This is a genomic window from Deferrisoma palaeochoriense, from assembly GCF_054656955.1.
The window spans coordinates 1-25,665 of record NZ_BAAHXI010000034.1; the positions used below are offsets into that span (position 1 = coordinate 1).

Genomic DNA, 25,665 nt, shown 5'->3' on the forward strand with positions numbered 1-25,665 from the left:
CTAATCGTTGCGGCGTTCGTTGAGGGTGGGGTTGTTGTTCGCCCGCCCCCCGTTTGACCGCAAGCCGCGGGTTACTTGGGGTTGGGCGGCCGCGGCGCCCCACCCGGCCCACGCCCGCCGGTACGGCGGGTTACCAAACATGTACAGGGGTTTTTGTTTTCGGTTGTTATTCTTGTCGGTTGTGGGTGGGGGGGGGCCCGCCCCCGCCGGCTCGGGTCGTTTTCGTCCGACCGCTTCGGTTACGGCACCAGGCAGTGGCCCGGCGCCAGATGGGTCCAGTGATGGAACGGAAAACAACCGGTCAGCAACACCAGCGTTGCCGCCACGGCCACCCCCCAGATCCACAGTCGTTTCATGGTTCGCGCGCTCCTTCGGGGCCTCGCCCCGGTTGGGGAAAGGGAAAAATGCCGTTGCCTGCCCCTTGAGACGCACGCGCCGCCCGGGGGTTTACCCGGGGCCAAACAGTTTCTTCGTCCACGGAAGAGAGATGCGCGTGGGGGACTGGGTCGGGCCGGGTGCGAATGCCCCACCCCGCCACAGGAGCCGTGCCAGGCGAAGGCCCACCGCCTCCTCCACCCCCCGCAGGAGGTCCACGGCCCGCACGGGCTCGGCCAGGATCACATCGGCCCGCGCGGCCGGATCCCCCGGTGTGCCACACGCCCCGGCGGGGCACCACACCACCGGCACGGACGGCCAGGGCAGCCCGGCCGGCCAGGGCCCCCAGCACACGACCACGTCGGCCTGCCCGATGCTCCCGGGTTCTCCGGGGACCACCTCGAGCCCGGCCGCTTCCAGCACCGGCCGCCACCCCTGTTCTTCCCCCACCCAGGCCACTCGCACCCGTCACACCTCCCCTCGACGAAGACAACATCCCTGATCCCCGGCAAGGGGTGCAGGGGGCGTGCCGTGAAGGAGCGCCCGGCGAATCCCGGGGCGCACGGAAGGGTTGTGAACTCGAGGGGGACTTCGGCGGCCGAGGCGAGGGGAGGGACCGAACGGAAATGGAGAATAGTCTTCAGCAGGCTGGGGACTATGGTTCAGGGGGCGCGACCGGGGGCCGGGCCTCGGGCGGCCCCCCGGGGAACCGGGCCCACACCACCTCCCCGTTCACCGTGTTGACGGCGGCCTCCCCGGCCCAGCGGCCGGCCTCGTCGAACAAAAACGCCAGCACGTACCCGTAGTACCACTCCCATCCTCCCGGCCGAAGCCCCTCGTCCGGGGGCACGGCCTGCCGCGCGCGCGAGAGAGCCTCCTCCGGCCCAAGCCGCTCCCGCACGAGGTCGGGGTCGCGCCGGGCCCGGTGCCCGTATTTCTGGTTCCACATCATCTCGGGGTCCATCCCCGGAAACCGCTTCGGCCCCAGTCGGCCGTCGGCGGAAATCTCCAGCGCGAAGGCCCCCCGCCCCGTGTCCGCCTCCCGCACGTAGGCGAAATACCGGTCCCCGCTGCGCGCCACCCTGTGGACCCGCACCCCTTCGAGGCCCAGGGCGGCGATGTACTCCTCCGCGTAGCCCCGCACCGCGTCGAGGCCCTCCACGGGCCGGATACGGAACTCCTTGGGCACGAGCCCCACCCCCGCCCGCACCGGGAACCCCCCGGGGCCCGCCGCCGCGTTGAGCGCGAGGGCCAATACGACCCATGTTCCCGCAACCCTTCCACGCATCCGTCACCTCCCGCACGGGGCACGCCGCTTGCTTTGGGAGTCCGGCGCCGTACACTCGCAGAAACCATAGCCTCCATTGAACACCCTGCAACCCGTAGACGAGGAGAGGCCCCCATGAAACGCCTCGCAATCGCCCTCGCCCTCGCCGCCACCGTCGGCCTCGCGCCGCCGGCCGGCGCCGAAAAGATCCCCGTTTCGGCCACCCCCGCCTACGAGGCCGCCTTCGGCGCCCCGCCGGCGTCCGAGGGGGTGGCCTGCCGGGCGGCCGTGGTGTACCTGCCCGGGCTGGGGGCCTCGGGTTCCCCCGACCGGCTCGCGCCGGTGCCGCTGTTCTCCGTGAACCCGGACCGGATCGTGGAGGAGGCGGCCCGGGTGCTGGTGGGGGGCCACCCGGAGCAGGTGCGCCTCCTGCCCCTTCCCCGCCTGTTTCCCGAGGGGACGACGCTGGCCGGGGTGGAGGTCACGGACGGGATCGCCCGGGTGCGGGTGACCCAGGGGCTCCCGGGCACGACCCACCCGCTGGCCGCCCAGGCGCTGGCCCACACCCTGACCCAGTTCGAGGGAATCTCGGCCGTGCAACTTCAGGCGGGTGCCGAGCCTCCCGGCCCCACGGTGCGGCCCGACCCGGCCGCCGTCGAACCGCCGGCCGCGCCCCGGCTGCTCGACGTGCTCACGGCCGTGCACGAGGGGGAGACCCCCGAGGAGATCGACGTCCTCTTCGACCGGCCCGTGGAGGTGATCGAGGTGCGGGTCGAGTCGCCCGCCGGCACCCCCATCCCCGGCCAACTCTACACCTCCATGTTCGACATGGCCGCCGTGCTGCGTCCCGCCGACCCGACCCGGATCCGCGAGGGCATGGAACTGCGGGTCACCTGGGCGGTCCGGGACCGCAAGGGCCGGGAGGCGCGGGGGGCGAAGACCCTGCCCCTGCGCTGGTACGTCCACCCGGAAACCCGATGATCCCCACGGTGCTTGCGGTGCTGGCCGCCCTGGCCGGACCGGTTCCGGATCGCGTGCCCGAGGCCGTGAGGGCCGGCACCCCCCGGGCCGTGGCCCGAATCCGGGCCGGGGCGGAAATCCGCGCCGTGTGGATCGAGGGGAAGTTCGGTGAGTACGGGGACCGGGTCCACGTGATCCGGTTCAATGCGGCGGGCGACCCGACGGCCGTGGAGGGCAAGTTCATCCGGCTGGGCGACGACCGGTTTCGGTTCTCGCCCGCACCGTGGGGCTGGCACGTCACCGGAAAGTTCGGGGACGGGGGCGGCCCCGGATTCGAGGTACACCTCGACGCCGCCCGCAGCATCCGTGAGGTTCGGGGCCGGTTCTACCATTACGGCGACGAGGTGTTCCGTTTCGTGCGGGACGGGGACGGCCGCCTCGTCCGGGTGGAGGGGAAGTTCGGCCGGGACGGGACCCCCGGGTTCACGTTCGGGTACGACGAGCAAGGGAGGATCACCGCCGTGATCGGCAAGTTTCTCACGTTCGGCGACGAGCGGTTCGTGGTCCGGTACTACCCCGGCACGCGACTCCCCCTCGAACTCCGGGGGAAGTTCGCGCGTTGGGGCGACGACCGGTTCGGGTTTTACTATGAAGCGTGGTAAGTGGTCGGCGGCCCGGGTGGCCGCCTGGGTCGCCGTCGGGGTGGTCTTCGCCCTCGGCTACGACCTCGTGGGCCTCCTGCCCTTCTGGGGAGCCCGCCTCCCCCTCTCGTGGGCCGCCCGCCTGCAGGACTGGAGCCACCCCCTGCGGTTCGGCCTCGTGCTGGCCGCCCTGGCCGGCCCCTGGTGGGCGCTCACGGCCGTGCACGGCTCCCCCCGCAAGCTCCCGCCCGGGCCGTCCCGGCGCCGAGCCCTGTGGATCGCCTGGGGAGGGCTGGCGGTCGTGCTGCTCCTGTTGGCCCTTCCTTCCCTACCCCTGATCCCCTGATCCCGCCGGCCGACCGGACGGCCCGCCGTTCCGGGGGTAGCGCCATCCCCCGGAAAAAAGGGGGCAGTTTTCGGTCGTGCCCAGGACCGGCCATGTGGGGTGTCAGCGGAGTCTGGCCATGGATCACCCCCTTTCGTGATGGGCTCGGGCGGCGGCGGCGGCGCCCCCGCTCCGCCGCCCACCGTCCGGCGTTTCCTGAGCCCTGCATCCCCCGTGCCACGGCCCAGTGCCCCCGCAGCGGCGCGCCCTGGCCCGCTTCCCTTCGCCCGTGCGGGGCTGCGGGGGCAGTTTCGCGAAGGATTTTCCACACCCCTCGGCCAATCCTCTACACCAAGCCCCGAACCGGTCCGCCCCGGGAACGCGCCCCCGAACCCCAGGGCCCCACCGGCCGGGTGCGGGGCGGGCGCGCCGCTCCCCGCGGCACGGTTCGTGCTTCCCTCCTTCGGGCGACACCCCGAACGTCGTCCACGCCACCGCCGGCGAGGAGTCGCCCCATGAACCGAACCGCAAGCCCCCTTCCGACGGGTCATCCCCATGGAAACGATGCCCCCCCCACGGGCCCCCGGGCCGACCGGACCCCGTTCCCGGCGGCACCCGCGGCCGTGGCCGCGCTGGTCGTGGTGCCGGTCATCGGCCTGTTTGTCGCCTTCGAGGTCCTCGGCCAGCTCGACCTGCTGGAACGGGCGCTTTCCCAACCCGGCGCGGTCGGGACGGCGGAGATCGTGCGAACCCACCTCGGCTACGCGGTGCTCGCCACGGTGTTCCTGGTGGCCGGGCTCGCGGCGGTGTTCGACGAACTCCTGGCGCGGCGGGGCCCCGCCGTCCGGGATGCGGCCCAGGAGGCCGACCGGGCCCGCCGGGAGGGCGCCCAGGCCGCGCTCCGGGCCGTGGAACTCGAACTCGAGCGACTGGGCGCCCGGGGTTCCGCACCGCCCGCCGCGTGGCGGGCCGCCGTCGCCCGGGCCCGCGCGGAGCTGGGGCTCGACGCCGGAGCGGCTCCGGCACCCTCGGCCGGGGCCGAGGATGTCGGTGTCCCCGTTACCCTGCAACACGGAAGGAGAATCCCATGAACCCGATACGGCGCGTCCTCTCGGCCCCCACCGTTCTCGGCGCGGGCGCCGGCTTCTTCGTCCTGCATCCTCTGGCCATGGCGGCGGTTTCGCCGCCCCGGGCCGTGCCCGACCTGGGCAGCTTCCATCCGGGGATGATCCCCATGGCCCTCGCCTTCGTGGGTGCGGGCGTGGCGCTGGCCTGGGCCCTGCACGTCCTGGCGCCGCCTCACGCCGATGCCGGGAAGGCCCCGGGTGGTGCCTTCGCCCGCACCTGCATGTACTGCAAGGCCATGCCGGTCGCCGGGCCGGACGGTCGGGAGATCTGGCTTCCGCTGGAGCAGGCCCTGCTCCAGTCCTACGACCTGACCCTGTCCCACGGCATCTGCCCCCACTGCATGGACGCCGTGGTCGAGCCGGAACTCCGGGCCCTGCGGGAACGCCGGGGCGGGCCCCTTGCCGGGTCCGGAACCCCGCGGTAGGTTCCAGGCCGGGCCTTGTGTGCAGGTACCCCACACGAAAGGAGAACCGTCATGAGCCAGGGGACAGACCCCGTCGTCGATCCGGTCTGCGGCATGGAGGTCGACCCGGCGAAGGCCGAACACCGCCATACCCACGGCGGCACGACCTACGTCTTCTGTAGCGCCCACTGCCTCGAGAGGTTCCGGGCGGATCCCGCGGCGTATTCGGGCGGCGCCCGCGACGCCGGCGAATCCGGGCCGGCCGCCCTCACGGACCCGGTGTGCGGGATGGCCGTGGATCCGGAGACGGCCGAACACCGGCACACCCACGGGGGCGCGACCTATGCGTTTTGCAGCGCCCATTGCCTGGAAACGTTCCGGGCCGACCCCGAGGCCTATCTGGGCGCGCGGCCGAGGGCGCCGGAACCCCACCCGGCCGGCACCCCGGGGGGCGGGTACACCTGCCCCATGCACCCCGAGGTGGTGGCGGACAACCCCGGCCCGTGCCCCAAATGCGGCATGGCCCTGGAACCGGTGCTCCCCGCCGCCCCCGGAACGGGCCCCACAGAGTACGTGTGTCCCATGCACCCCGAGGTGGTCCAGAGCGAACCCGGGTCGTGCCCCATCTGCGGCATGGCCCTCGAGCCCCGGGTGCCCGACGCCGGGGAGGAGGAGAACCCCGAACTGCGCGACATGCGCCGCCGGTTCTGGGTGAGCTTGGTGCTCACCGTGCCGGTGTTCCTGATCGCCATGGCCGACGCGCTGCCTGGCCGGCCGCTCGAAGGACTCGCCGCCGGCCGAACCCTGACCTGGATCGAACTCCTCCTCGCGACGCCGGTGATCCTGTGGGGCGGCTGGCCGTTCTTCGTGCGCGGCTGGCAGTCGGTGGTGAACCGAAGCCTCAACATGTTCACCCTGATCGGGCTCGGCACCGGCGTGGCCTACGCCTACAGCGTCGTCGCCGCCCTCTTCCCCGACCTCTTCCCCGCGTCGTTCCGGGACGAGGCCGGCCAGGTGGCCGTGTATTTCGAGGCCGCCGCCGTCATCGTGACCCTGGTTCTCCTGGGACAGGTGCTGGAACTCAAGGCGCGCAGCCAGACCGGCGCGGCGATCAAGGCCCTCCTGGGGCTCGCCCCCAAAACGGCCCGGCTGGTGCTTCCCGACGGCACCGAAACGGACGTCCCCCTGGACCGGGTCAAGCCCGGCGACCGGCTCCGCGTGCGGCCCGGCGAGAAGGTGCCGGTGGACGGGGTGGTGGTGGAGGGGCGGTCGAACGTGGACGAGTCCATGATCACGGGGGAGCCGATCCCGGTGGAGAAGGGCCCGGGCGACCCCGTCACCGGGGCCACGGTGAACGCCACCGGCTCGTTCGTGATGGAGGCCAAACGGGTGGGAGCGGAGACCCTGCTCGCCCAGATCGTGCGCATGGTGGCCGAGGCCCAACGCAGCCGGGCCCCGATCCAGAAGCTGGCCGACCAGGTGGCAGGCTACTTCGTGCCCGCGGTCGTGCTGATCGCGGGGATCACCTTCGTCGTCTGGGCCGGGTTCGGCCCGGAACCCCGCCTGGCCCACGCCCTCATCAACGCCGTGGCCGTGCTCATCATCGCCTGCCCCTGCGCCCTGGGGCTCGCGACCCCCATGTCGATCATGGTGGCCACGGGCAAGGGGGCCACGGTGGGCGTGCTCTTCAAGAACGCCGAGGCCATTGAGCACATGCGCAAGGTGGACACCCTGGTGGTGGACAAGACCGGCACCCTGACCGAGGGCAAACCCCGGCTCGTGACCGTGGAACCGGCGGAGGGGATGGACGAGGCGAGGCTTCTGCGCCTGGCGGCCAGCCTGGAGCGGGCCAGCGAACACCCCCTGGCCGCCGCCATCGTGGCCGGCGCGGCGGACCGGGGCGTCGAGCCGGCGGCCGTGGAAGGGTTTGAGTCGATCACCGGCAAAGGCGTACGGGGCCGCGCGGACGGGGCCGAGGTGGTGCTCGGCACCAAGAACCTCCTGGACGACCTGGGCATCGACCCGGGCCCGCTCGCCGGCCGCGCCGAGGCCCTGCGGGCCGAGGGGCAGACCGTGATGTTCGTGGCCGTGGATGGGAAAGCGGCGGGGCTTCTCGGGGTCACCGACCCGGTGAAGGAGACGACCCCCGAGGCGATTCGGGAACTCCACGCCGAGGGGATCCGGATCGTCATGCTCACCGGCGACAGCCGCACCACGGCGGAGGCCGTGGCCCGAAAGCTCGACATCGACGAGGTGGTGGCCGAAGTGCTGCCCGAGGACAAGGCGAACGTCGTCAAGAAATTCCAGGACGAGGGCCGGTTCGTGGCCATGGCCGGCGACGGCATCAACGACGCCCCGGCCCTGGCCCAGGCCCAGATCGGCATCGCCATGGGCACCGGCACCGACGTGGCCATGGAGAGCGCCGGGGTGACCCTGGTGAAGGGCGACCTGCGGGGCATCGTGCGGGCCCGGAGGTTGAGCCGGGCCACCATGCGGAACATCAAGCAGAACCTCTTCTGGGCCTTCGCCTACAACAGCCTCGGGGTGCCCATCGCAGCCGGCGTGCTGTACCCGGCGTTCGGGATCCTGCTGAGCCCCATGATCGCCGCCGCGGCCATGAGCTTCAGCTCGGTGTCCGTGGTGGGCAACGCGCTCCGGCTACGAAGCCTGCGGCTGTAGTTCCCCGACGGAGGCGATCAAAACGTGACCGAGGCGGTCACGCCCGCGCCGTAGTCCGGCGCACCGTCGGTCACGCCCTTGGAGACGTAGCCGCCCAGGCCGAACCCGGAGGGAAAGCCGACGTCGAGACCGAGCCGGACCTCGGCCGAGGGGCCCGCGTACTCCGAGGGCGCCGAGGCCCAGAAGACCGAGGTCCAGACCTCGGCCACGTCGGTGACGAACCGGCCCAGGCCGGCCTCGATCGCGCCGAAGTCCCGGAGCCCGAACGCCTCGGACTCGCCCTGGAACACGTAGCGGGCCGACCCGAAGAGATCCCAGTCGCCCAGGATCTTGGCCGCCTCCGCCCCCACCTCGAGGTCCCATTCCCCGGTGCCGAGGTTCTTTCGCTCGTCCGCCGTCGGCACCTTGACATCGGCCGACACCCGGATCTCGGGAACGGCGTCCGACTCCTCGATCAGGGAATACGACACCCCCACGGCCACGTCGCCCAGGCCCTCCTGCGCCTCGGTCACCGTGTCGACGTTCCCGGCCCCGTGGCGCCGGGAGTCCATCACGGCGCTCCCGCCCGTGGCCGGGGACCGCCGATCCGACTCCACGTCGAAGCGCATGCCGCCGGCCGTCGTCGTGGTGGTGCTGGCCGACTGGTAGAGGTACGGCACCGAAACCTCCAGGCTCCACCGGGGCGCGGGCCGGTAGCGCGCCTGAACCGTGACGGACCAGGCGTCGGTGGTCTCGCCGGTTCCGTAGTCCCCGGTCTGCACGTCCAGCCCGATCCCGAGGCTCAGGTTCCCGGCGGCCCGGGACGGGCCGGCCGCTCCCCCCACGAGAAGCGCCGCCACGACCACGACCGCGGATCGCTTTCCGTTCACGGCAGGCCTCCTTTCCCCCGCGTCATCGCGCGCCCGCCGACACCGGGAGTTCGAACCGCACCCGGTCGGCGAGCCCGCCCCGCTCCACCTCGACGGTGAACGTCCACCGGCCCGGCTCGTCCAACTCGAGGCCGGTCACCTCGTACGCCCCGTATTCCACCTCCCAGATCTTCGGCCGCACCTCCTGGCCCGACGGCCCCCGGGCCACGGCCCGCACCGTCGCCCCCTCCACGTCGCCCATCTCGGCGTGGTGGACGATCAACTCGAACCGGTTGCGGCCCACCCGGAGCCGTTCGGGGGTGGTTTCGAGTTCCACGCTGAACACGCGGTGTTCCCCGATCTCGAAAAAGCTCTCGGCGTAGTGTTTGGTGAACCCCTGGACCTTGGTGTCGATCCGGGTGAGGGGCGCGAACGCCGCGCCGGCGCAGCCCCCCACGACCAAGAGCACCCCAAACCATACGAACCGACGGACGAATCCCGTTTGCATCCGGCCCTCCATTTTTTGTGAAACTCCCGCTGGGACGGTGGGACGCCGGGACGCGAAAATCTTTCCTGATTCCCGCGTCGCCCCCCATCCGAACCTGTAGAAGCGGCCCCGTACCCCTGTTCTCTCCGCACGGCCCCTACTTTCAGAACGCGCCGCCGGCGCCGGCGAGCACCCGGAAGCGGACCTTGTTCTGGTCGCCGTTGAGGTCTTGCCACACGGGGAACCCGGCCGCTACGTACGCGTTGAACCGCGGGTGGAGCCGAAAGCGCACGCCGGGCGAGACGAGGAGCACCCCGCCCCCGCTGTCCGGATCCTCCTCGCCCGAAACCCTCTCCTTGGCCTGCCAAAGCCCGTTGGCCTCGAGGGCCAGATCCACCCGCAAAGGGGGCGGCACCCGCACCACGAACGCGAGATCGTAGTTCAGCCGGTCGCCCAGGTCGGTGCTCTGGGTTCCCTCGGTCACCCAGGTGTACCTCACCGAACCGTGGAGCGAAAACGGGCCGTAGGCCTGGCTCACGGCGGCGCCGGCCGTGACATCCCACGACCCGGTGCCCGGCTGGAACTCGGCCTCGAACCGCTCCCCCTCCCGGTCCCGCACCCGGGTCTGGCCCGTGGGCGCCTTGAGGGCGAGGATCCCGGTCGCCTCGAGGCCCCACGGCTCCGAACCGAAAAGCCGCACGTGCAGGTGCCCGGCCGCGTCCCCCACGCCCCGGGCGTCGCCGTGGCGGTGGACCTCGTCGGGCGGTTCCGACTCCTCGATCCCGAGCCGCACCACGTAGGGAACGCCCAGGTGCACCGTGACGAACCGGCCCAGGCCGTAGCTGGCCGAAAGGGTGTAGGTGGTGACGCTTTCCAGGTCGTGCACCTCCCGGTCCCGTTCGGCGAACCGGCGAAGCCGGCCCTCCCCGAAGGTGTCAAAGACGAGATGGTCCACCTGCAGATCCAGGGCCCCCCGTCCGGGGCCCAGATTGCCCGCCGCCGGCGTCACCAGCGGGCCCGCGCCCTTTCCCGAGCCCCCGCCCAGCACGGGATGGGTCGCCCAGGCCGGCACGGTGGCGCCCCACAGCAGCACTCCGACGAGAACCCCCTTTGCGCTGCGCTTCATCATCGCCCTCCGTATGTTCGGACGTTATCCTAGCATACCCCGTGCCGGGGAATCGGGTACCCGCCGGCGGGAGGCGCCGACGTTTCGTGGTCCCGGTGGGGAATAGTCGCCACAGCCGTAGGAGTGTCCCCGACAACCCGTTCCCGGCCCGCTGGCGGCCGGCGCCCCGGGCCGGCACGCGGCTTGCTCCCCTCCGATTGACCGGGGGCACTGGCCGTGGTAGGTTTCCCCCACCTTCACACCATTTCCCCAGGAGTCGTCTGGCATGCCTAAACCGATCGATCGCCGCGCGTTCCTCCGGACCGGGCTCGCCGTGGCCGCCGGCACCGCCGCAGCCGCCACGGGCCGGGCCGCCGAGTGGTTGCCCCGGCCGGCCCTGGCCGGGTTGGGGCCCGACGAGGTGCCCCTCCACGCCCCGGCCCTCCTGCGGCCGGGCGAACCGCCCCCGGGCGCCCCCCCGCCGGCCCAAGGGGCCATGGGCGGGATGCACGGCCACGCCATGGGCGGCGTGGTCGAGGCCCCCATGCCCGGGGTGCCCGCCGTGGTGGAGCCGCCGGGCGCCCCCTCGCCCTCGGAGGTGGAGTACAAGGTGTTCCACCTCGACATCCGGATCGTCCGCCACGAGATCCTTCCGGGGGTCGAGGCCCATATGCTGGCGTTCAACGGCATGGTGCCCGGCCCCACGTTCCGGGTGAACGAGGGCGACTGGGTCGAGGTCCGGTTCAAGAACCGCACCGAACTCATGCACACCATCCACTGGCACGGCATCGACGTGCCCTACACTATGGACGGGGTGCCCTGGGTCACCCAGGACCCCGTACGGCCGGGCCAGACCTTCGTGTACCGGTTCCAGGCCAGGCCGGGGGGCACCCGGTTCTACCACTGCCACTGGGGCACGGTGCTCCACATGCAGTCGGGCATGCACGGCGCGTTTCTGATCGAGCGGCCCGACGACCCGGTGCGCCAGAGGTTCCCGTACACCCGGGACTACGTGCTCATCCTGGAGAGCTTCGACCTCAACTTCATGCGGGAGGAACTCAACCGCATGCTCCAGCGCATGAAGGAACGCATGCGCCTCATGGCGCTGGGGAAACTCGACGAGCGCACCCTGGCCACGTTCCGGGGCTACTCGCAGTATCTCCGGGCGATCGAGGAGGGGTACATCCCGCCCTACACCCTCCAGCGCATGGCCGGCGAGGGGCCCCACCTCAACTTCAACTTCTTCGCCATCAACGGGAAGAGCTACCCCGCCACCGCCCCCCTGCTGATCCGGGAGGGGGAGTGGATCCGGGTGCGCCTCATCAACGCCGGCATGGTGGAACACTACATGCACCTGCACGGCCACCAGTTCTACACCGTGGCCGTGGACGGAAACGACCTGGCCGAGCCGGTGCGGGAGAACACCGTGCGCGTCTCCCCGGGGAAAACCGTGGACATCGTGATCCACGGCGACAACCCCGGGTACTGGACCTTCCACGACCACGACACCCGGCGGGCGACCAACAACGGGGTGTACCCCGGGGGCGCCCTCACGGTGCTCACCTACGAGGGGTTCGAGGGGCCCTACACCCCCCGGGTGGCCCTGGACGAGTGAGCGCGGTTCCGAACGAGGAGAAGCGGACGATGCGATTCCGGACGATGCTGACCACCACCGCCGCGCTCCTGGTCGCGGCGGCCCCCGGCGTGGACGCCAAAGACCTCGGCGCCACCGTGATGCCCCGGCTCACCCTGGGCGGGCGCCTGATCTCGACCCTGGACGCCACCTGGGCCGAGGGCTCCGGCCGCGGCGACGACGACCGGTACGACGTCAACGTGGCCGACACGAGCCTGCTTCTGCGGGCCGACCGCCGGCTCTTCGACAAGAGCGTGGGCGGGGCCGTGGTGGGGCTCGAGTTCCCCGACCCCGACGCCGACTTCCAGGACACGGTGTTCTTCCACCAGGTGTACGCGTTCCTGTGGGACCGAACCTACCAGGTGGAGCTGGGCCGCACAAAGCTCCGGAACTTCCTCGTCGAGTTCCCCACCCTGCGCGACGACGACCTCCTCGGGTTCACCGAGATCCAGAACGGGTTTTCCGCCTCCAACACCGAGGAGTACCACCAGTTCGGGAACCACCTGGCCCTGGATCTGTTCTGGCCCGAGCGCTTCCTCCAGGCCACGGGGTACCTCGCCCAGCGCATCGAGACCGATGAGGCGGGAGAGGTGAAGGAGGAGTTCGACTTGAACTCGGGGGGGTTGCAGGTTCAGTTCACCCGGCCGGAGGCCCTGCGGTTCGCCGGCCGGCTGCGGCAGCTCGGGTTCGGGTGGGACGCCCAGCGCGTGGACCGGGACGGCGACACCTGGAAGCACGCGTTCCTCGCCGGCGGCGTGGTGAACCTCACCATGGACCCCCTGGACCACTGGGAGGCCATGGCCCAGGTGATCTACGACACGGGCGCCGGGGACCCGGACCTCACGACGGAGCGGGGCCGGGCCGCGGCCGAGGCCCTCTCCGTGGTGGCGGCCGTGAACTACCGCCACGCCACCTTCCAGCTCCTGCGGTGGAAGGCCGGGCTCACCGCGGCCTACAAGGACTACCGGGACGAGGACGCGGCGGAGTGGAGCGCGGTGCCCACCCTCCAGTACCGCCTCGGCGACGGCGTGGGCCTCCTGGTGCAATACCAGTACACCCAACGCACCGGAGATCTTGCCGATGCCGTGGGGTTCGACCGGGAACACACGGTCCAGGTCGGGCTCAGCTTCGACTTCGAGACCACCTTCAACGACTACATCGGGGAGCGCCAGTCCATCCTGAACCTCGAACACGGGTACGTGCGCTGAACGCCGCCCCGGCCCGGAGGAGGCCGTCCATGAACACGAGATCCGTACGTCTTGCCGCCATCCTGCTGCTCCTTCTCGCGGCGGCCCTGCCCTCCGCCGCCCAGACCACCCTGGACCGCGTGAAGCGAACCGGGGTGTTGGTGGTAGGGGTACCCGAGGACGACCCGCCCCTGGCGTTTCGGGAACCGGACACCGGGCAACTTGCCGGGTACGACGTGGACGTGGCGAGGGCCCTGGCCCGGGAACTCGGGGTGCGGGCGCGCCTGCGCCCCGTGAGCGGCACCGACCGGCTCGCCGCCCTGATCGACGGGGAGGTGGACGTGGTGACGGGGCTTACGCATACCGAACCCAGGGGCGCCCTTGTGGCCTTCACGGAGCACTACCTCGTGTCCGGCCAGAAGCTCCTCGCGCGGGCGGGGACTATCCGCACCCACGAGGACCTGGCGGGCAAAAGAATCGGTGCGGTGGTCGGCACGTTCTCGGAGAGTTGCGCGCGGGAGCGGTGCCAGGTCAGCCGCATCATCCCGGTCGACGACTACCTCCAGGGGATCGAGGCCCTCCTCGCCGGCGAGATCGACGCCTTTATCGCCGACGAGGCGATTCTGGTCGATCTGCTGGCCGCGGTGCGGGGCCGGGGGTTCGAGATCCCGGACCTGGTGATCTTCGAGGAGGAGTACCACCTCGCCGCCCGCAAGGGGGACGCCTCCCTCGTGGCGGAACTGGACCGGGCCCTGGGGCGGTTGGAGAAGTCCGGCCGGCTCGCAGAGATCCGGGCTTCCTGGTTCGCCCCCCAGGAGGAGGTGGCCCCGCCGGCCTACGGGGCCATCGTGCGCAAGGCCGCGACCCGGCCACGCTATCTCGGCCTCGTGTTGCGCGGCGTGCTCTACCCCGACGCGGCGGTGGACCTCTACGCCCTCGACGGTCGGTACGTGGGCCGCGGCCAGGTGACCCGCGTGTTGGGCGACGAGTTCTACCTGGACGTGGACCCGGCGATCTACGACTACGTGCGCCCCGGCTACCTGGTGGCCATGAATATGACCCGGGAGATGGCCCTCGACGTGCTGCTCCGGGGCCGAATCGCCCTGAAGGCGGTGGAGGCCGAATCCGAAGCCGCCGCCTCGGGGCTTCAGGCGGAAAAGGAGCGGGAGGCTCTGGAAAAATTGCGGCGCGCCCGGGAACTGGACACCTTGCGGGAGCGAACCCGGATCTCCATCCAAGGCGACCGGGCCCGGTACTTCTTCTACTACCGGCGAAACCGGTTCCGCTGACCCCCCGACGTGCGGCGCCCAACGGGAAGGAGGCCAGCCATGATCCACATCGTCGAGACCGACAAGAGCGTGGGAACCGCTGTCGCCGACCTCACGGAGGCCGTGAAGCGCCACGGGTTCGGGGTGCTCCACACCTACGACCTGCGGGCGAAAATGCGGGAGAAGGGGGTGGAGTTCCCCCGGGAGTGCCGGATCCTCGAGGTCTGCAACCCCCACCGGGCGGCCGAGGTGCTCGGAGCCGACATGGAGGTGAGCCTGGCCCTGCCCTGCCGGATCACGGTGTACGAGGAGGGGGGAAAGACGAGGATCGGCACCTTGCTCCCCACGAAACTCCTGGAGGTCTTCCCGAAGGCCGGGGCCGTGGCCGGGGTGGCCCGGGAGGTGGAGGGGGAGATCCTGGCGATGATCGAGGAGGCGGCGGGGTGAGTTCCGCTAGGAGGCTGGAAGGCTGGGAGGTTGGAAGGCTGAACGGCTCGCTAATTCCTTCAGGAAAATATTGCCGGGAGCGGCTGGGGGGCTGCGATTCGGGTACCAGGGGTCAGACTTCTGAAACGCCGGGGAAGTCCGAGAACGAAAACGCGAGCGTTCCTACTCCGGGCAACGGGTTCCCCTGTCCACCGTCTTCTGCACTCTGACCTCTGGTACGGCCACGCGCCTTTCCCCCTGCCCTCCGTCCTCTGATCCCTGGTTCCTGCACCGCAAGCCCCCCCGGGGCCGATGGGGGCTTCCCGGGAACGAGGTGGAGAGCCCCTCACATCGGCCCCGCCGTCGTGCTAGCATACCTCCCCTTCGCATTCCCGAGGGAGGAGGCCCATGCCCCACAGCCACGTGTTCCCGTTCTCGGCCCTGGTGGGCCAGGACCGGATGAAGCTCGCCCTGGTCCTCAACGTGATCGACCCCACGATCGACGGGGTCCTGATCCGGGGGGAGAAGGGTACGGCCAAGTCCACGGCCGTGCGGGCCTTGGCCCAACTCCTGCCCGAGATCCCGGTGGTGGCCGACTGCCCCTTTTCCTGCCACCCCACCCGGCCCGAGGAGATGTGCGCGCGGTGCCGGGAGCGCCGGGTGGCCGGCGAGGCGCTGCCGGAGGCCCGAAGGCCCATGGCCGTGCTGGATCTGCCCGTGGGCGCCACGGAGGACCGGGTGGTGGGCTCGATCGACATCGAGCGGGCCCTCAAGACCGGCGAGAAGGCCTTCGAGCCCGGGGTGCTCGCCCGGGTGAACCGGGGCATCCTCTACGTGGACGAGGTGAACCTCCTGGACGACCACATCGTGGACGTGCTCCTCGACGCGGCCGCCATGGGGGTGAACCACGTGGAGCGCGAGGGCGTGTCGGTGCGGCACCCGGCCCGGTTCGTGCTGGTGGGCACCATGAACCCCGAGGAGGGGGAACTCCGGCCCCAACTCCTCGACCGGTTTGGCCTGTGCGTGGACGTGGTGGGCATCCGGGACCCGAAGGACCGGGTCGAGGTGATCCGCCGCCGCCGGGCCTACGAGGCCGACCCCGAAGGGTTCCGGCGGGCCTGGGCCGAGGCCGACGCCCGGGTCCGGGAGGCCCTGGTGCGGGCCAAGGACCTTCTGCCCCGGGTGGAGGTGACCGACGAGGACCTCGAGGTGATCGCCACCCTGAGCGTGGACCTGGGGGTCGACGGCCACCGGGCGGATCTCGCGCTGCTCAAGGCCTGCCGGGCGCTCGCGGCCTACCGGGGCCGCACCCGGGTCACCGACGACGACATCGCCGAGGCCGCGGGCCTCGTGTACGCCCACCGGCTCAAGAAGACCCCCTTCGAGGAGCGGATCCTCTCGGAGGAGGAGGTGGTCTCCTCGATCCAGCGCACCCGCGAGGCCCAGAAGCCCCCCAAGCACAACCCGCCCCATAAAAAAAAAGAGCCCACCTGAGCCCCGAGAAGAAGGCCGGCGACCGGCTCGTGCTGGCGGAGCGGGTGTACGCCGCGACCGGCCGGTTTCTCGTGCGGGGCACCGTGGTGAACCGGGAGGTCCGAAAGCACCTGGCCCGGGGCCGCAGGGTCCGAAACCGCCTGGCTCCCGACGCCGGCCGCTACATCCGGGCCCGCATCCCCCAACACAAACCCCGAGCCCTCGCCGTGGACGCGACCCTGCGGGCCGCCGCCCCCGAGCAACCCCGGCGCCGGGCCCTGGGACTCGCGCCGCCCACGGGCATCGCCGTGCTGCCCCCGGACCTCCGGGAGAAGGTGCGCACCCGGCGCTCGGGCGTGAGCCTGCTGTTCGCCGTGGACGCCTCGGGATCCATGGGGGTCGAGGAGGTGATGGCCAAGGCCAAGGGCATCGTGCTCACGCTGCTCACCGACGCGTACCAGAAGCGCGACCGGGTGGGCCTGCTGGCGTTCCGGGGCACCGAGGCCCGGCTCGTGCTCCCCTTCACCTCGAGCGTGGCCCAGGCCCAGCAGCGGCTCAAGGACCTCCCCACGGGGGGCAAATCGCCCCTTGCGCTCGCGCTCGCCAAGAGCCTCGAGGCGTTTCACCGGGAGCTCACCAAGCACCCGGGCCGAATCCCGCTTCTCGTGCTTCTGACCGACGGCAAGGCGAACATCAGCATGGCCGGCCGGGAACCCTTCGACGAGGCCCTGGAGCAGGCCCGGCGCATCCGGCGGGCCGGCATCCGGAGCCTCGTGGTGGACACCGACCTCACGTGGATCCACTCCTACGCCTACGCCCGGGTGCTGGCCGAGGCCATGGGCGCCCGGTGCCTGGGCATCCGCGACCTGGAACTGGGGAAGGTGATCGACTTTATGACGCTGGGAAGCGGGAAAGCTAGGAAGCTAGGAAGTTAGGAAGCTGGGAGGCGAAAGACCTTTTGGTCACAGATGCACACAGATCTACACGGATTTTTCACCCCTGGGGTGGACCGGGGCCGCGTCGTTCTCTCCCCGCGGCCCCAAACCCGGGGATCCCGGAGCCCAAGATCTGTGTTCCTCTGTGTTCATCTGTGGCTCCCCCGCGCCTTCGCAATCCGCCCTACGCCCCTACCGCCTTCCCGAGCGAAACCGCCAACTCCGGAAACGCCCGTAGGACGGCCCGGTCGGCCGTGACCAGCGGGCACCCCAGCTCCGCGGCCAGGGCCACGAACTCGCAGTCGTAGGCCGAACACGGACTTTCCCGCACGAGGCGGAGCACCTCGTACGAGTCCACCACGTACTCACGGCCCGCCATCAGATCCTCGGCCTCCCTCTGGAGGGCGTAGGCGCGGGCGAAATCGATCTCGTTCTTCCGCAGATAGAGGGAAAGGACGCTTCGGAACTCACTTCTCCAGAGCAACGGGGCCGCCCACTCGGGGTCTTGCCGCAGCAACCGCTCGGCCAAAGGGGTCTCGCGGGTCGGGAGGTAGAGGTAGGCGAGAGCGTTGGTGTCGACCACGATCACGGACGGCCCTCGTCGATCGCGGCGGCGATCTCCTCCGGATCGAACCCCTCGGCGCGCAATCCGGCACGCAACCGCCGGGCCCTCGCAACCCGCTCTTCCGGATCCACCGCGTTCGAAAGAAGGACACGCTCCAGACAGGCGATGGCCTCGCCGTTGATGCTCCGGTGGTGGGCCCGGGCAGAGGCTTTGAGCCGCTCGTACAGCCGGTCGGGCACGTTTTTGAGTGTGAGGGTCGTTGGCATGACACCCTCCGTAGCGCACCAATTTGACACCATTATGGTGCCTAGATGGTTTTGCGCAAGCCCCCCGGCCTCGGCTCACCGCCCCCGATCCGCGCCCAACGGGGTGAACCGATGGCTATCCCTCCGCCCGGCCGTCCGCCCGTTCCCAGGGGCCGTCCAGGGCCCGGCGGATCCATTCCGTGGCGCAGAAGGTGCAGGACACCCGGATCTCCCCCTCTTCCTCCAGGAGTTTTTGGGCCTCGCCGGGCCCCAGCGCGGCCAGGGTGGCGTCGAGCCGCTCGGGGCTGCACCGGCACCGGAACGCCGGCGTGCCCAGGTTCCGCACCTCGTAGGGGATGCCCTCCAACGCCCGTTCCAGCACCGCGTCGAGCCCCCCGTCCCGCAGGAGATCCGTGACCCCGCCCAGCCGGCCGAAGTTCTCCACCAGGCGGTCCAGGTCCTCGTCGGTCGCGTCGGGCAGGGCCTCCACCAGGATGCCGCCGGCCGCCCCCACCCGGTAGTCGGGCGCCACGAACACCCCCAGGGCCACGGCCGAGGGGATCTGTTCGCTGGTCAGAAGGTAGTAGGCCAGGTCCTCGGCGATCTCGCCGGTCTGGATCGGCGCCGTGGACACGTAGGGCTCCTTGAGCCCCAGGTCCCGCACCACCACGAGGTCCCCCTTCCCCACCCCGCCCCCGACGTCCAGCTTTCCGTCCCGGGAGGGGAGATCGGCCTGCGGGTTCTGGACGTACCCCCTCACCGAAAGATCCGGCCGGCCCTCGGCCACCACGGCTCCCAGGGGCCCGTCGCCCCGCCACTGGAGCAGCACCGACGCATCGCCCTTGAGCAGGCTCCCCAAAAGCGTCGCGCCCGTGAGCGCCCGGCCCAGGGCCGCCGTGGCCGTCGGCGAAAGCCGGTGGCGGCGGCGCGCTTCCTCCACCAGCTCGGTCGTCTCAGCCGCCCGCACGAGAAACCCGCCCCTCTCGGGGAACACCGACACTAGCCGGTCGGCCATCAGGGGCCCTCCTTGTGCCGGGGCAGCGTCACCCGGAACGTGGTGAGATCCCTCTCCGGGTCCACCTCCACATCCACCGTGCCACCCATGGACCTTACCAGGCGGTACACAATCCCCAGTCCCCGCCCCTTCACGTCGGCCGCCCGGAGGGCCTCGAGCTGGTCCGGGTCCAGCCGGCCGGGGTTCGAGATCTCCACGTGGACCCGGTCGCCGTTTCCAAAGGTTCGCACGGTGAGGGTGCCGCCCGTGGCCGGCATGGCCTTGGTGGCGTTGTTCAGGAGGTTGTCGAGCACCCGCTCCAGCGCCAACCGCCGCACGCGCACCCAGAGCTCGGGCTCGAGGCTGCCGGCGTCGGTCTCCACCCCCGCCCGGCGCTGTTCCCGGATCGCTTCGGTGTTCACGGCCACCCGGTCACGGACCACCTCCGAGAGATCCAGGGCCTCGGGCCGGCTCACGGGGTACAGGCTCAGGGCCATTTCCTGGAGCCGGGTGCCCTCGCGGATCACCACGTCGAGGTACCGGAGCATCTCGTCCCTGCGGTCATCGCCCGCCTCCAGCATCCGCCGCACCCGGCGGGCGAACCCGGCCACGGCGATGGCCGGGTTCTTGAAGTCGTGGAGGATGTCGTCGAGCCGCTCGATCTCCAGCACCTGGGTGAGCTGTTTGCCGAAGAAGGTGAGGATCTCGATCTCCTCGTCGGTGAAGAACCGTCGGCGGTCCACGGCGTCGAACACCAGGATGTAGCGGACCCGGTCGGCCAGCCGCAGGGGCACGTACAGGATCGAGTGGATCCCGTGGGTCCGGCAGAACTGTCGGAGGTCTGCCGTGACGAGGAAGCTCTTTTGGGGGTCCTTAATGAGAAGGTACGAGGGGTGCACCCGTTCGGCCTCGAAATCGCCCGTGGGGAGCCCCTGGCGCACCACCGCGTTCAGGTACGGGTGCTCCGCGAGCCGGAAGGTCTTCCCGATGGTGTGGTACCCGCCCTCCACCGGCCACCCGGCCTCCAGGACCGCCTCCGTCTCGTCCTCGTTCACCGCGAACAGGCTGCAGCTCTGGATCCGGATGATGTCCTGGAGCTCCTCCACCGCCGGCTGAAAGAGATCCTTGAGCTTAATGCCCCGGTCCTGGGAGAGCTTCGCGAAGATCCGCTCGACGATCCACTCCTTCTTCTCGTTCATGCGCCGAAGGTCGAGGATCTGCTTGCGGGCCACCACGTAGCTCACCCGCTGGGCCATGAGCTGGGCCACCTCGATCTCGGTGGCCGTGAATTTCCGGTTCGCCTCGGCGTAATAGATCTGGATCGCCCCCTGTACGTCGGGGGCCCGGGGGTCGAACCGGGGAATCGAAAGGGGCACCGCGAGGAGCGACCGCAGGCCGTGTTTCAACACCGCCTTGTTCCGGTAAGCCGGATCGCTTTCGATGTCGGGCACGGTGTGGGCCCTCTGGGTGGCCACCACCCGCCCGGCCACGGACTCCTCGAAGGGGATCGCCACCTCCCGCTCGGCCTCGGCCATGTGGAACGAGCCGAACGAGACCATCTGGTTGAGCCGCGGATCGTAGAGCCGGATCGAGGCCCCCCGGGCGCCCAGGAACTCCACGATCACCCGGGCCGCGTCGTAGAGGATCTTCCGCCACGACTGGTTGGGGTCGATGGCCATCAACCGGTTGAAGGTGGTGAACACGCACTCCAGGGCCCAGGGCAGGTCCGGGTGGTCGAGGCGGCGGAGGATCTCGGGGAGGGTGCAGGTGCGGTCTGGCATGGCTCGGGCCCCGGCGTGTCGGGTTCGTGGGTTGTATACGGGAACCGCGGCAATCGGTCAAGGAGTCCCCGGTTTTCCGCCCTTTCCGGCGCGAAAAGCCGCAGGGGTGGTAGAGCCGCCCCGGGTTTCGTACACTTGGTCCCCCACGGCTCGGACGACAAGGAGCGGACCCCATGGACCGAATCGCCGATTTCCTGTTCGAGGCGGGCATGCTCAAACGCACCCCTCGGACGGGTTGGCAGTTCCTGGGCTCGGGCACGGAGAGCGTGGCCGAGCATGCCTACCGGACGACCCTGATCGCCTACGTGCTCGCCCAGCTCTCCCCGGGAATCGATGTGGACCGGGTAGTGCGGATGGCCCTGCTGCACGACCTCACCGAGGCGCGCACCGGCGACCTCAACTACATGAACCAGAAGTACGTGCGCGCCGACGAAGACCGGGCCACCGAAGACCTGACCCGGGGGCTTCCCTTCGGAAGCGAGGTGGCCGAACTCCTTCGGGAGTTCCGGGCCCAGAGCACCCCGGAGGCGGTCCTCGCAAAAGATGCGGATCACCTGGAGATGCTCCTCCAACTCAAGGAACACCTGGACGTAGGAAACCGGAATGCGGAGGAGTGGATCCCCTTCAGCCTCAAGAGGCTCAAGACCGACGTGGCCCGCGACCTGGCCCAGCGGATCCTGGCCCGCGACTCCTCGGCCTGGTGGTTCGATAAGGACTCCGACTGGTGGGTCACGGGGGGCAAGACGTAGAGACCGTCGGGACGCTGGGACGTTCGGACGTTAGGACGGTGGGACATCCCGGCCGCGCGTTCCCTGGTCCCCTCGGTCGGCTCCGGGCCCGCCGCCTTGCCTCCCAGCCTTTCCTTGCCCTCCTCGAAAACCCTGGCATCTTTGACCTGGCTCAAGGGAACGGGGCGCCCGACCCCGTATGATCGGCGCCGTTCCGAGGAAGAGCCGTTTCCCACCCCATCGTTTCGAGGAGGTACGCCATGTTCTGCAACCAGTGTGAACAAACCGCCCAGGGTAAAGCCTGCACCAAGTGGGGCGTCTGCGGGAAATCCCCCGAGGTCGCCGCGCTCCAGGACCTTCTCACCTACGCCGTCCGGGGCCTCTCGGCCGTGGCGGCCGCGGGCCGGAAGGTTGGGGTCGTGGACCCCGAGGTAAACCGGTTCACCGCCCAGGCCATTTTCTCCACGCTGACCAACGTGGACTTCGATCCGGCCCGGTTCGTGACCTGGATCCGCGAGGCCGTGGAGCGGCGCGAGGCCCTGAAGCAGAAGGTCGCCGCCGCAGGCGGTATCACCACGTTCGCCGACCCCGCCGCAAGCTTCCAGCCGGCGGCGGACGAGGCCGGCATGGTCAAGCAGGGCGAAGAGGTCGGGCTCCCCATCGACGCCGACCGCGACGAGGACGTGAAGAGCCTTCAGGAGATCACGCTCTACGGCATCCGGGGGGTGGCGGCCTACGCCGACCACGCCGCGATCCTCGGCCAGGAGGATGACGCCGTCTACGCCTTCATCCACGAGGCGCTCTCGAAGATCACCGACAAGAGCCTCGGGCTCCAGGACTGGGTGGGCCTTGCGCTTAAGACCGGCGAGGCGAACCTGCGGGCCATGGAGCTCCTGGACGCCGGGAACACGGGCCGGTTCGGCCACCCCGTGCCCACCGAGGTGCCCCTGGGCCACAAGAAGGGCAAGGCCATCCTGGTGTCGGGCCACGACCTCAAGGACCTGGCCGACCTCCTGGAGCAGACCAAGGACAAGGGCATCTACGTGTACACCCACGGCGAGATGCTTCCGGCCCACGGCTACCCCGAGCTCAAGAAGTACCCCCACTTCTACGGCCACTACGGCACAGCCTGGCAGAACCAGAAGAGGGAGTTCGCGGCGTTCCCCGGCGCGATCCTGATGACCACGAACTGTTTGCAGGAACCCCAGGACAACTACAAGGGGAACATCTTCACCACCGGGCTGGTGGGCTGGCCCGGCGTGATCCACGTCCCGAACGGCGAGTTCGGACCGGTGATCCAGAAGGCCCTGGAACTCCCCGGGTTCGCCGAGGACGCCGACAAGGGCTCGGTCATGGTGGGGTTCGCCCGCAACGCGGTGCTCGGCGTGGCCGACAAGGTGATCGAGGCCGTGAAGGCCGGCGCGATCAAGCACTTCTTCCTGGTGGGCGGCTGCGACGGCGCGAAGCCCGGCCGGAACTACTACACCGAGTTCGTGGAGAAGACCCCGGCCGACACCGTGGTGCTCACGCTGGCCTGCGGGAAGTTCCGGTTCTTCGACAAGAAACTCGGTGACATCGGCGGCATCCCGCGGCTCCTGGACGTGGGCCAGTGCAACGACGCCTACTCGGCCGTGCAGATCGCCGTGGCGCTCGCCAACGCCTTCAACTGCGGGGTGAACGATCTGCCCCTGTCTCTGGTGCTCTCCTGGTACGAGCAGAAGGCCGTGGCGATCCTGCTCACGCTCCTGCACCTCGGGATCAAGGGGATCCGGCTCGGGCCCAGCCTGCCCGCGTTCATCACCCCCAACGTGCTCCAGGTGCTCGTGGACAACTTCGACATCAAGCCGATCTCCACCCCGGACGAGGATCTCCAGGCGATCCTCCAGGCCGCCTGAGCCGCGCGGGCATCCCGCAAACCCCGCCGCCCCGCCGGACCCCGCGTCCGGCGGGGCGGTTTTTCGTTGTGCTACCCGCCACGACCGCGATAGAACCGGGGGGGTTCGGTGCCGAAACGAACGCGAAAGGAGAGCCCCGTGGCCGTGCACGAGGTGGAGCGAGACCTGTTCCTGGTGGACCTGGATCTTCCCGGTCTGGAAGGGTTCCGGCAGTTCCTGAGCGCCTGGGTGCTCCGGCGGGGGAGCCGGGCCGTCGTGGTGGATCCCGGGCCGGCGGCCGCCATCCCGGCGCTCCGGGAGGCGCTGGGGGCCCTGGGGGTGGAGCGGCTCGACGCCGTCGCCCTGACCCACATCCACATCGACCACGCCGGCGGGGCCGGGCTGTTGGTCCGCGAGCATCCGGACGCGGTGGTCGTGTGCCATCGGAAGGGCGCGCCCCACCTGGCCGACCCCGCGGCCCTGTGGGACGGCTCCCGAAAGGTCCTGGGCCGGTTGGCCGAGGCCTACGGGCCCATCGCCCCCGTGCCCCCGGGAAACCTGGCCTCGCCCGACGAGCTCGAGGCCGCCGGGTTTCGGATCCAATGCCTCGAAACCCCGGGCCACGCCCCCCACCACCTGGCGTTCCGCGTGGGCCCCTGGCTCTTCGTGGGGGAACTCGCCGGGGTCCGCGCCCCCGGACCGGGCGAGGACTGCTGGCGCCCCGCCACCCCGCCGCCGTTTCGGCACGACGTGTACCGGGAGACCCTGGCCCGGGCCCGCGACCTGGGCGGAGAGCTCGCGTGCCTCGGCCACTACGGGGCCGTCCCGGACCCGGACGGGGTCCTGGCCGCCGCCGGTGACCAGCTCGACCGCTGGGTCGAGGCGGTCCGGGCCCACCGGCACCTCGAGGGGCCGGCCTTCGAGGAGGCCGTGTTCCGGGACCTCCTTCGCACCGATCCCCGGTTCGCCCCCTTTGCGACGCTGCCGGAAGACGTCCGGGAACGGGAGCGCTACTTCTTCGGCAACACCCTCAAGGGCCTCCGGGGCTGGGTGGAGCGCGCCGGCTGAAGGCCCGACGGATCGGGCCGCCGGGTGAAGTCCCGCGCCCCCCGTTTCCCCCGCCGATCCTTCCTTCTCAAGAACCCTTCGAGGTTGGCCGATGAGGGTGCCGGACGACGCCACCTCCCGAGCACCCCCGTCGACCCGGAGCAGCAGCCCCTATGCGTACCGCCCCCGACGCGGCGCAACACCCCTGGTCGCTCCCGCCCGAGCAACTGGGCCCCCTGACGGCCCGGTGGCTCCTGGCGGATGAGACCGGCACATCGGCCCGTGACCGAGTGTTGAAGCGGCTTCGGAGCTCCCAGCGCTCGATCTGGACCGAGAGCGGAGAGGAACGGGATCTCCGGGGCATCCGCTTGGCAGGGGAGGACCTCTCGGGACTCGATCTCGCCGGGCACGACTTCTCCCACGCCGATCTCTCCGGGGCGAACCTCAGCGGGGCCACCTTGAACGGGGCGTCGTTCGTCGGGGCCGACCTCAGCAAGGCGAACCTCGAGGGCGCCGAACTCCTGGGCGCAGATCTCCGCGGGGCCCACCTGAACGGCTGCCGGGCCCGGCGGGCCGGTTTCGGCGAAACCGACGCGGAGGAGGCGATCTTCTTCGGAGCCGACCTCGAACTCGCCACCTTCACCCGAGCCGGACTCCACAACGCCGACTTCCGGGCGGCCAAGGCGTCCGGCGCCCGGTTCCGCGAGGCCGAACTCCTGGGGGCCGACTTCTCCGGTGCCGACCTGCGGGGGGCGGACTTTGCGCTCGCCGACGTCTCCGGGGCCACGTTCACCGGCGCCGACCTTCGGAACGCCCGCATGCGCGGACTCAAGGGGTTCCGCTCCGCCACCTGGATCGGGGTGGACGTGCGCGACGTGGACTTCACCGGCGCGTACCTTTTCCGGCGCCACGTGCTCGACGAAAACTACCTCTACGAGTTTCGCCGGCAGAGCCGCTGGCACGAGTTCCTGTACCGGCTGTGGTGGCTCACCTCCGACTGCGGCCGGAGCCTGTGGCGGTGGGGCCTGTGGAACCTCGGGCTCGCCCTGGTGTTCGGATGCCTCTACCTCCTGGTCGGCATCGACCCCGGCGACCACCCCACCGTCTTCACCCCGTTCTACTACAGCATCGTCACCCTCACGACCCTGGGCTACGGCGACGTGGTACCCGCCACGGCCGCCGCCCAGGTGCTCGCCGTGATCGAGGTGATCCTCGGGTATCTCGGACTGGGGGGGCTCCTCAGCATCCTGGCCAACAAGATGGCCCGCAGAGCCGATTGAGGAGGCCCCGG

General features: G+C 70.6%; 25 protein-coding genes. 16 read left to right on the plus strand and 9 right to left on the minus strand.

Annotated elements, in window-relative coordinates:
• Nucleotides 1-447: 447 nt before the first annotated feature.
• A complete protein-coding gene (locus ACYQ8L_RS10600) occupies nucleotides 448-840 on the minus strand; it encodes a hypothetical protein (protein WP_459941765.1) in 393 nt (130 codons plus the stop codon).
• 190 nt (nucleotides 841-1,030) lie between these two features.
• On the minus strand, nucleotides 1,031-1,663 hold the full coding sequence (locus ACYQ8L_RS10605) for a hypothetical protein (RefSeq protein ID WP_459941766.1): 633 nt from the start codon (nucleotides 1,661-1,663) through the stop codon (nucleotides 1,031-1,033).
• Between the two features lie 114 nt (nucleotides 1,664-1,777).
• Between ACYQ8L_RS10605 and ACYQ8L_RS10610 the strand changes: the two genes are divergently transcribed.
• From ACYQ8L_RS10610 to ACYQ8L_RS10635, 6 genes are all read left to right on the plus strand, one after another.
• On the plus strand, nucleotides 1,778-2,623 hold the full coding sequence (locus ACYQ8L_RS10610) for a GerMN domain-containing protein (protein ID WP_459941767.1): 846 nt from the start codon (nucleotides 1,778-1,780) through the stop codon (nucleotides 2,621-2,623).
• Nucleotides 2,620-3,264, plus strand: coding sequence for a hypothetical protein (locus ACYQ8L_RS10615; protein ID WP_459941768.1), 645 nt, complete (start codon nucleotides 2,620-2,622; stop codon nucleotides 3,262-3,264). The genes ACYQ8L_RS10610 and ACYQ8L_RS10615 overlap by 4 nt, the downstream gene beginning before the upstream one ends.
• Nucleotides 3,251-3,589, plus strand: a complete 339-nt coding sequence (locus tag ACYQ8L_RS10620) for a hypothetical protein (RefSeq protein ID WP_459941769.1) — start codon at nucleotides 3,251-3,253, stop codon at nucleotides 3,587-3,589. The genes ACYQ8L_RS10615 and ACYQ8L_RS10620 overlap by 14 nt, the downstream gene beginning before the upstream one ends.
• A gap of 494 nt (nucleotides 3,590-4,083) precedes the next feature.
• Entirely contained in the window at nucleotides 4,084-4,659 is a 576-nt protein-coding gene (locus ACYQ8L_RS10625) for a hypothetical protein (protein WP_459941770.1), read from the plus strand.
• Nucleotides 4,656-5,120, plus strand: coding sequence for a hypothetical protein (locus ACYQ8L_RS10630; RefSeq protein ID WP_459941771.1), 465 nt, complete (start codon nucleotides 4,656-4,658; stop codon nucleotides 5,118-5,120). The genes ACYQ8L_RS10625 and ACYQ8L_RS10630 overlap by 4 nt, the downstream gene beginning before the upstream one ends.
• A gap of 51 nt (nucleotides 5,121-5,171) precedes the next feature.
• Nucleotides 5,172-7,778 (plus strand): heavy metal translocating P-type ATPase, encoded by a 2,607-nt coding sequence (locus tag ACYQ8L_RS10635; RefSeq protein ID WP_459941772.1) that lies wholly within the window; start codon nucleotides 5,172-5,174, stop codon nucleotides 7,776-7,778.
• Nucleotides 7,779-7,795: 17 nt separating this feature from the next.
• Here ACYQ8L_RS10635 and ACYQ8L_RS10640 read toward each other — a convergent pair whose 3' ends face one another.
• The 3 genes from ACYQ8L_RS10640 to ACYQ8L_RS10650 all read right to left on the minus strand — a co-directional run bounded on the left by ACYQ8L_RS10640 (nucleotide 7,796) and on the right by ACYQ8L_RS10650 (nucleotide 10,239).
• On the minus strand, nucleotides 7,796-8,647 hold the full coding sequence (locus ACYQ8L_RS10640; RefSeq protein ID WP_459941773.1) for a transporter: 852 nt from the start codon (nucleotides 8,645-8,647) through the stop codon (nucleotides 7,796-7,798).
• Nucleotides 8,648-8,669: 22 nt separating this feature from the next.
• The gene (locus tag ACYQ8L_RS10645; protein WP_459941774.1) at nucleotides 8,670-9,134 is read right to left on the minus strand and encodes a hypothetical protein; all 465 of its coding nucleotides are present in this window, start codon (nucleotides 9,132-9,134) and stop codon (nucleotides 8,670-8,672) included.
• A 142-nt stretch (nucleotides 9,135-9,276) separates the two neighbouring features.
• Nucleotides 9,277-10,239, minus strand: a complete 963-nt coding sequence (locus ACYQ8L_RS10650; RefSeq protein WP_459941775.1) for a transporter — start codon at nucleotides 10,237-10,239, stop codon at nucleotides 9,277-9,279.
• 265 nt (nucleotides 10,240-10,504) lie between these two features.
• On the opposite strand from ACYQ8L_RS10650, the gene ACYQ8L_RS10655 reads away from it, so the two are divergent.
• The 6 genes from ACYQ8L_RS10655 (at nucleotide 10,505) to ACYQ8L_RS10680 (ending at nucleotide 17,140) form a co-directional block, all read left to right on the plus strand.
• Nucleotides 10,505-11,833, plus strand: coding sequence for a multicopper oxidase family protein (locus ACYQ8L_RS10655; RefSeq protein WP_459941776.1), 1,329 nt, complete (start codon nucleotides 10,505-10,507; stop codon nucleotides 11,831-11,833).
• A 29-nt stretch (nucleotides 11,834-11,862) separates the two neighbouring features.
• Nucleotides 11,863-13,059, plus strand: a complete 1,197-nt coding sequence (locus ACYQ8L_RS10660) for a hypothetical protein (RefSeq protein ID WP_459941777.1) — start codon at nucleotides 11,863-11,865, stop codon at nucleotides 13,057-13,059.
• Nucleotides 13,060-13,088: 29 nt separating this feature from the next.
• The gene (locus tag ACYQ8L_RS10665) at nucleotides 13,089-14,327 is read left to right on the plus strand and encodes a transporter substrate-binding domain-containing protein (RefSeq protein ID WP_459941778.1); all 1,239 of its coding nucleotides are present in this window, start codon (nucleotides 13,089-13,091) and stop codon (nucleotides 14,325-14,327) included.
• A gap of 39 nt (nucleotides 14,328-14,366) precedes the next feature.
• Nucleotides 14,367-14,753 carry a DUF302 domain-containing protein gene (locus ACYQ8L_RS10670; RefSeq protein WP_459941779.1) on the plus strand — a complete coding sequence of 129 codons (387 nt, stop codon included), beginning with the start codon at nucleotides 14,367-14,369 and terminating at the stop codon, nucleotides 14,751-14,753.
• Between the two features lie 387 nt (nucleotides 14,754-15,140).
• A complete protein-coding gene (locus ACYQ8L_RS10675) occupies nucleotides 15,141-16,226 on the plus strand; it encodes a magnesium chelatase ATPase subunit I (RefSeq protein WP_459941780.1) in 1,086 nt (361 codons plus the stop codon).
• 44 nt (nucleotides 16,227-16,270) lie between these two features.
• Nucleotides 16,271-17,140, plus strand: coding sequence for a VWA domain-containing protein (locus ACYQ8L_RS10680; protein ID WP_459941781.1), 870 nt, complete (start codon nucleotides 16,271-16,273; stop codon nucleotides 17,138-17,140).
• A 184-nt stretch (nucleotides 17,141-17,324) separates the two neighbouring features.
• On the opposite strand, the gene ACYQ8L_RS10685 is transcribed toward ACYQ8L_RS10680, so the two are convergent.
• From ACYQ8L_RS10685 to ACYQ8L_RS10700, 4 genes are all read right to left on the minus strand, one after another.
• On the minus strand, nucleotides 17,325-17,729 hold the full coding sequence (locus ACYQ8L_RS10685; protein WP_459941782.1) for a type II toxin-antitoxin system VapC family toxin: 405 nt from the start codon (nucleotides 17,727-17,729) through the stop codon (nucleotides 17,325-17,327).
• Nucleotides 17,726-17,971, minus strand: coding sequence for a FitA-like ribbon-helix-helix domain-containing protein (locus ACYQ8L_RS10690; protein ID WP_459941783.1), 246 nt, complete (start codon nucleotides 17,969-17,971; stop codon nucleotides 17,726-17,728). The genes ACYQ8L_RS10685 and ACYQ8L_RS10690 overlap by 4 nt, the downstream gene beginning before the upstream one ends.
• A 115-nt stretch (nucleotides 17,972-18,086) precedes the next feature.
• Entirely contained in the window at nucleotides 18,087-18,965 is an 879-nt protein-coding gene (gene hslO, locus ACYQ8L_RS10695) for an Hsp33 family molecular chaperone HslO (protein WP_459941784.1), read from the minus strand.
• A complete protein-coding gene (locus tag ACYQ8L_RS10700; RefSeq protein WP_459941785.1) occupies nucleotides 18,965-20,725 on the minus strand; it encodes a GAF domain-containing protein in 1,761 nt (586 codons plus the stop codon). The genes hslO and ACYQ8L_RS10700 overlap by 1 nt, the downstream gene beginning before the upstream one ends.
• Before the next feature lie 173 nt (nucleotides 20,726-20,898).
• On the opposite strand from ACYQ8L_RS10700, the gene ACYQ8L_RS10705 reads away from it, so the two are divergent.
• The 4 genes from ACYQ8L_RS10705 to ACYQ8L_RS10720 all read left to right on the plus strand — a co-directional run bounded on the left by ACYQ8L_RS10705 (nucleotide 20,899) and on the right by ACYQ8L_RS10720 (nucleotide 25,654).
• Nucleotides 20,899-21,474, plus strand: coding sequence for an HD domain-containing protein (locus ACYQ8L_RS10705; protein WP_459941786.1), 576 nt, complete (start codon nucleotides 20,899-20,901; stop codon nucleotides 21,472-21,474).
• A 239-nt stretch (nucleotides 21,475-21,713) separates the two neighbouring features.
• A complete protein-coding gene (gene hcp / locus ACYQ8L_RS10710; protein ID WP_459941787.1) occupies nucleotides 21,714-23,348 on the plus strand; it encodes a hydroxylamine reductase in 1,635 nt (544 codons plus the stop codon).
• 138 nt (nucleotides 23,349-23,486) lie between these two features.
• The gene (locus ACYQ8L_RS10715; RefSeq protein ID WP_459941788.1) at nucleotides 23,487-24,395 is read left to right on the plus strand and encodes an MBL fold metallo-hydrolase; all 909 of its coding nucleotides are present in this window, start codon (nucleotides 23,487-23,489) and stop codon (nucleotides 24,393-24,395) included.
• 152 nt (nucleotides 24,396-24,547) lie between these two features.
• On the plus strand, nucleotides 24,548-25,654 hold the full coding sequence (locus ACYQ8L_RS10720) for a pentapeptide repeat-containing protein (RefSeq protein WP_459941789.1): 1,107 nt from the start codon (nucleotides 24,548-24,550) through the stop codon (nucleotides 25,652-25,654).
• The last annotated feature ends 11 nt before the right edge of the window (nucleotides 25,655-25,665 follow it).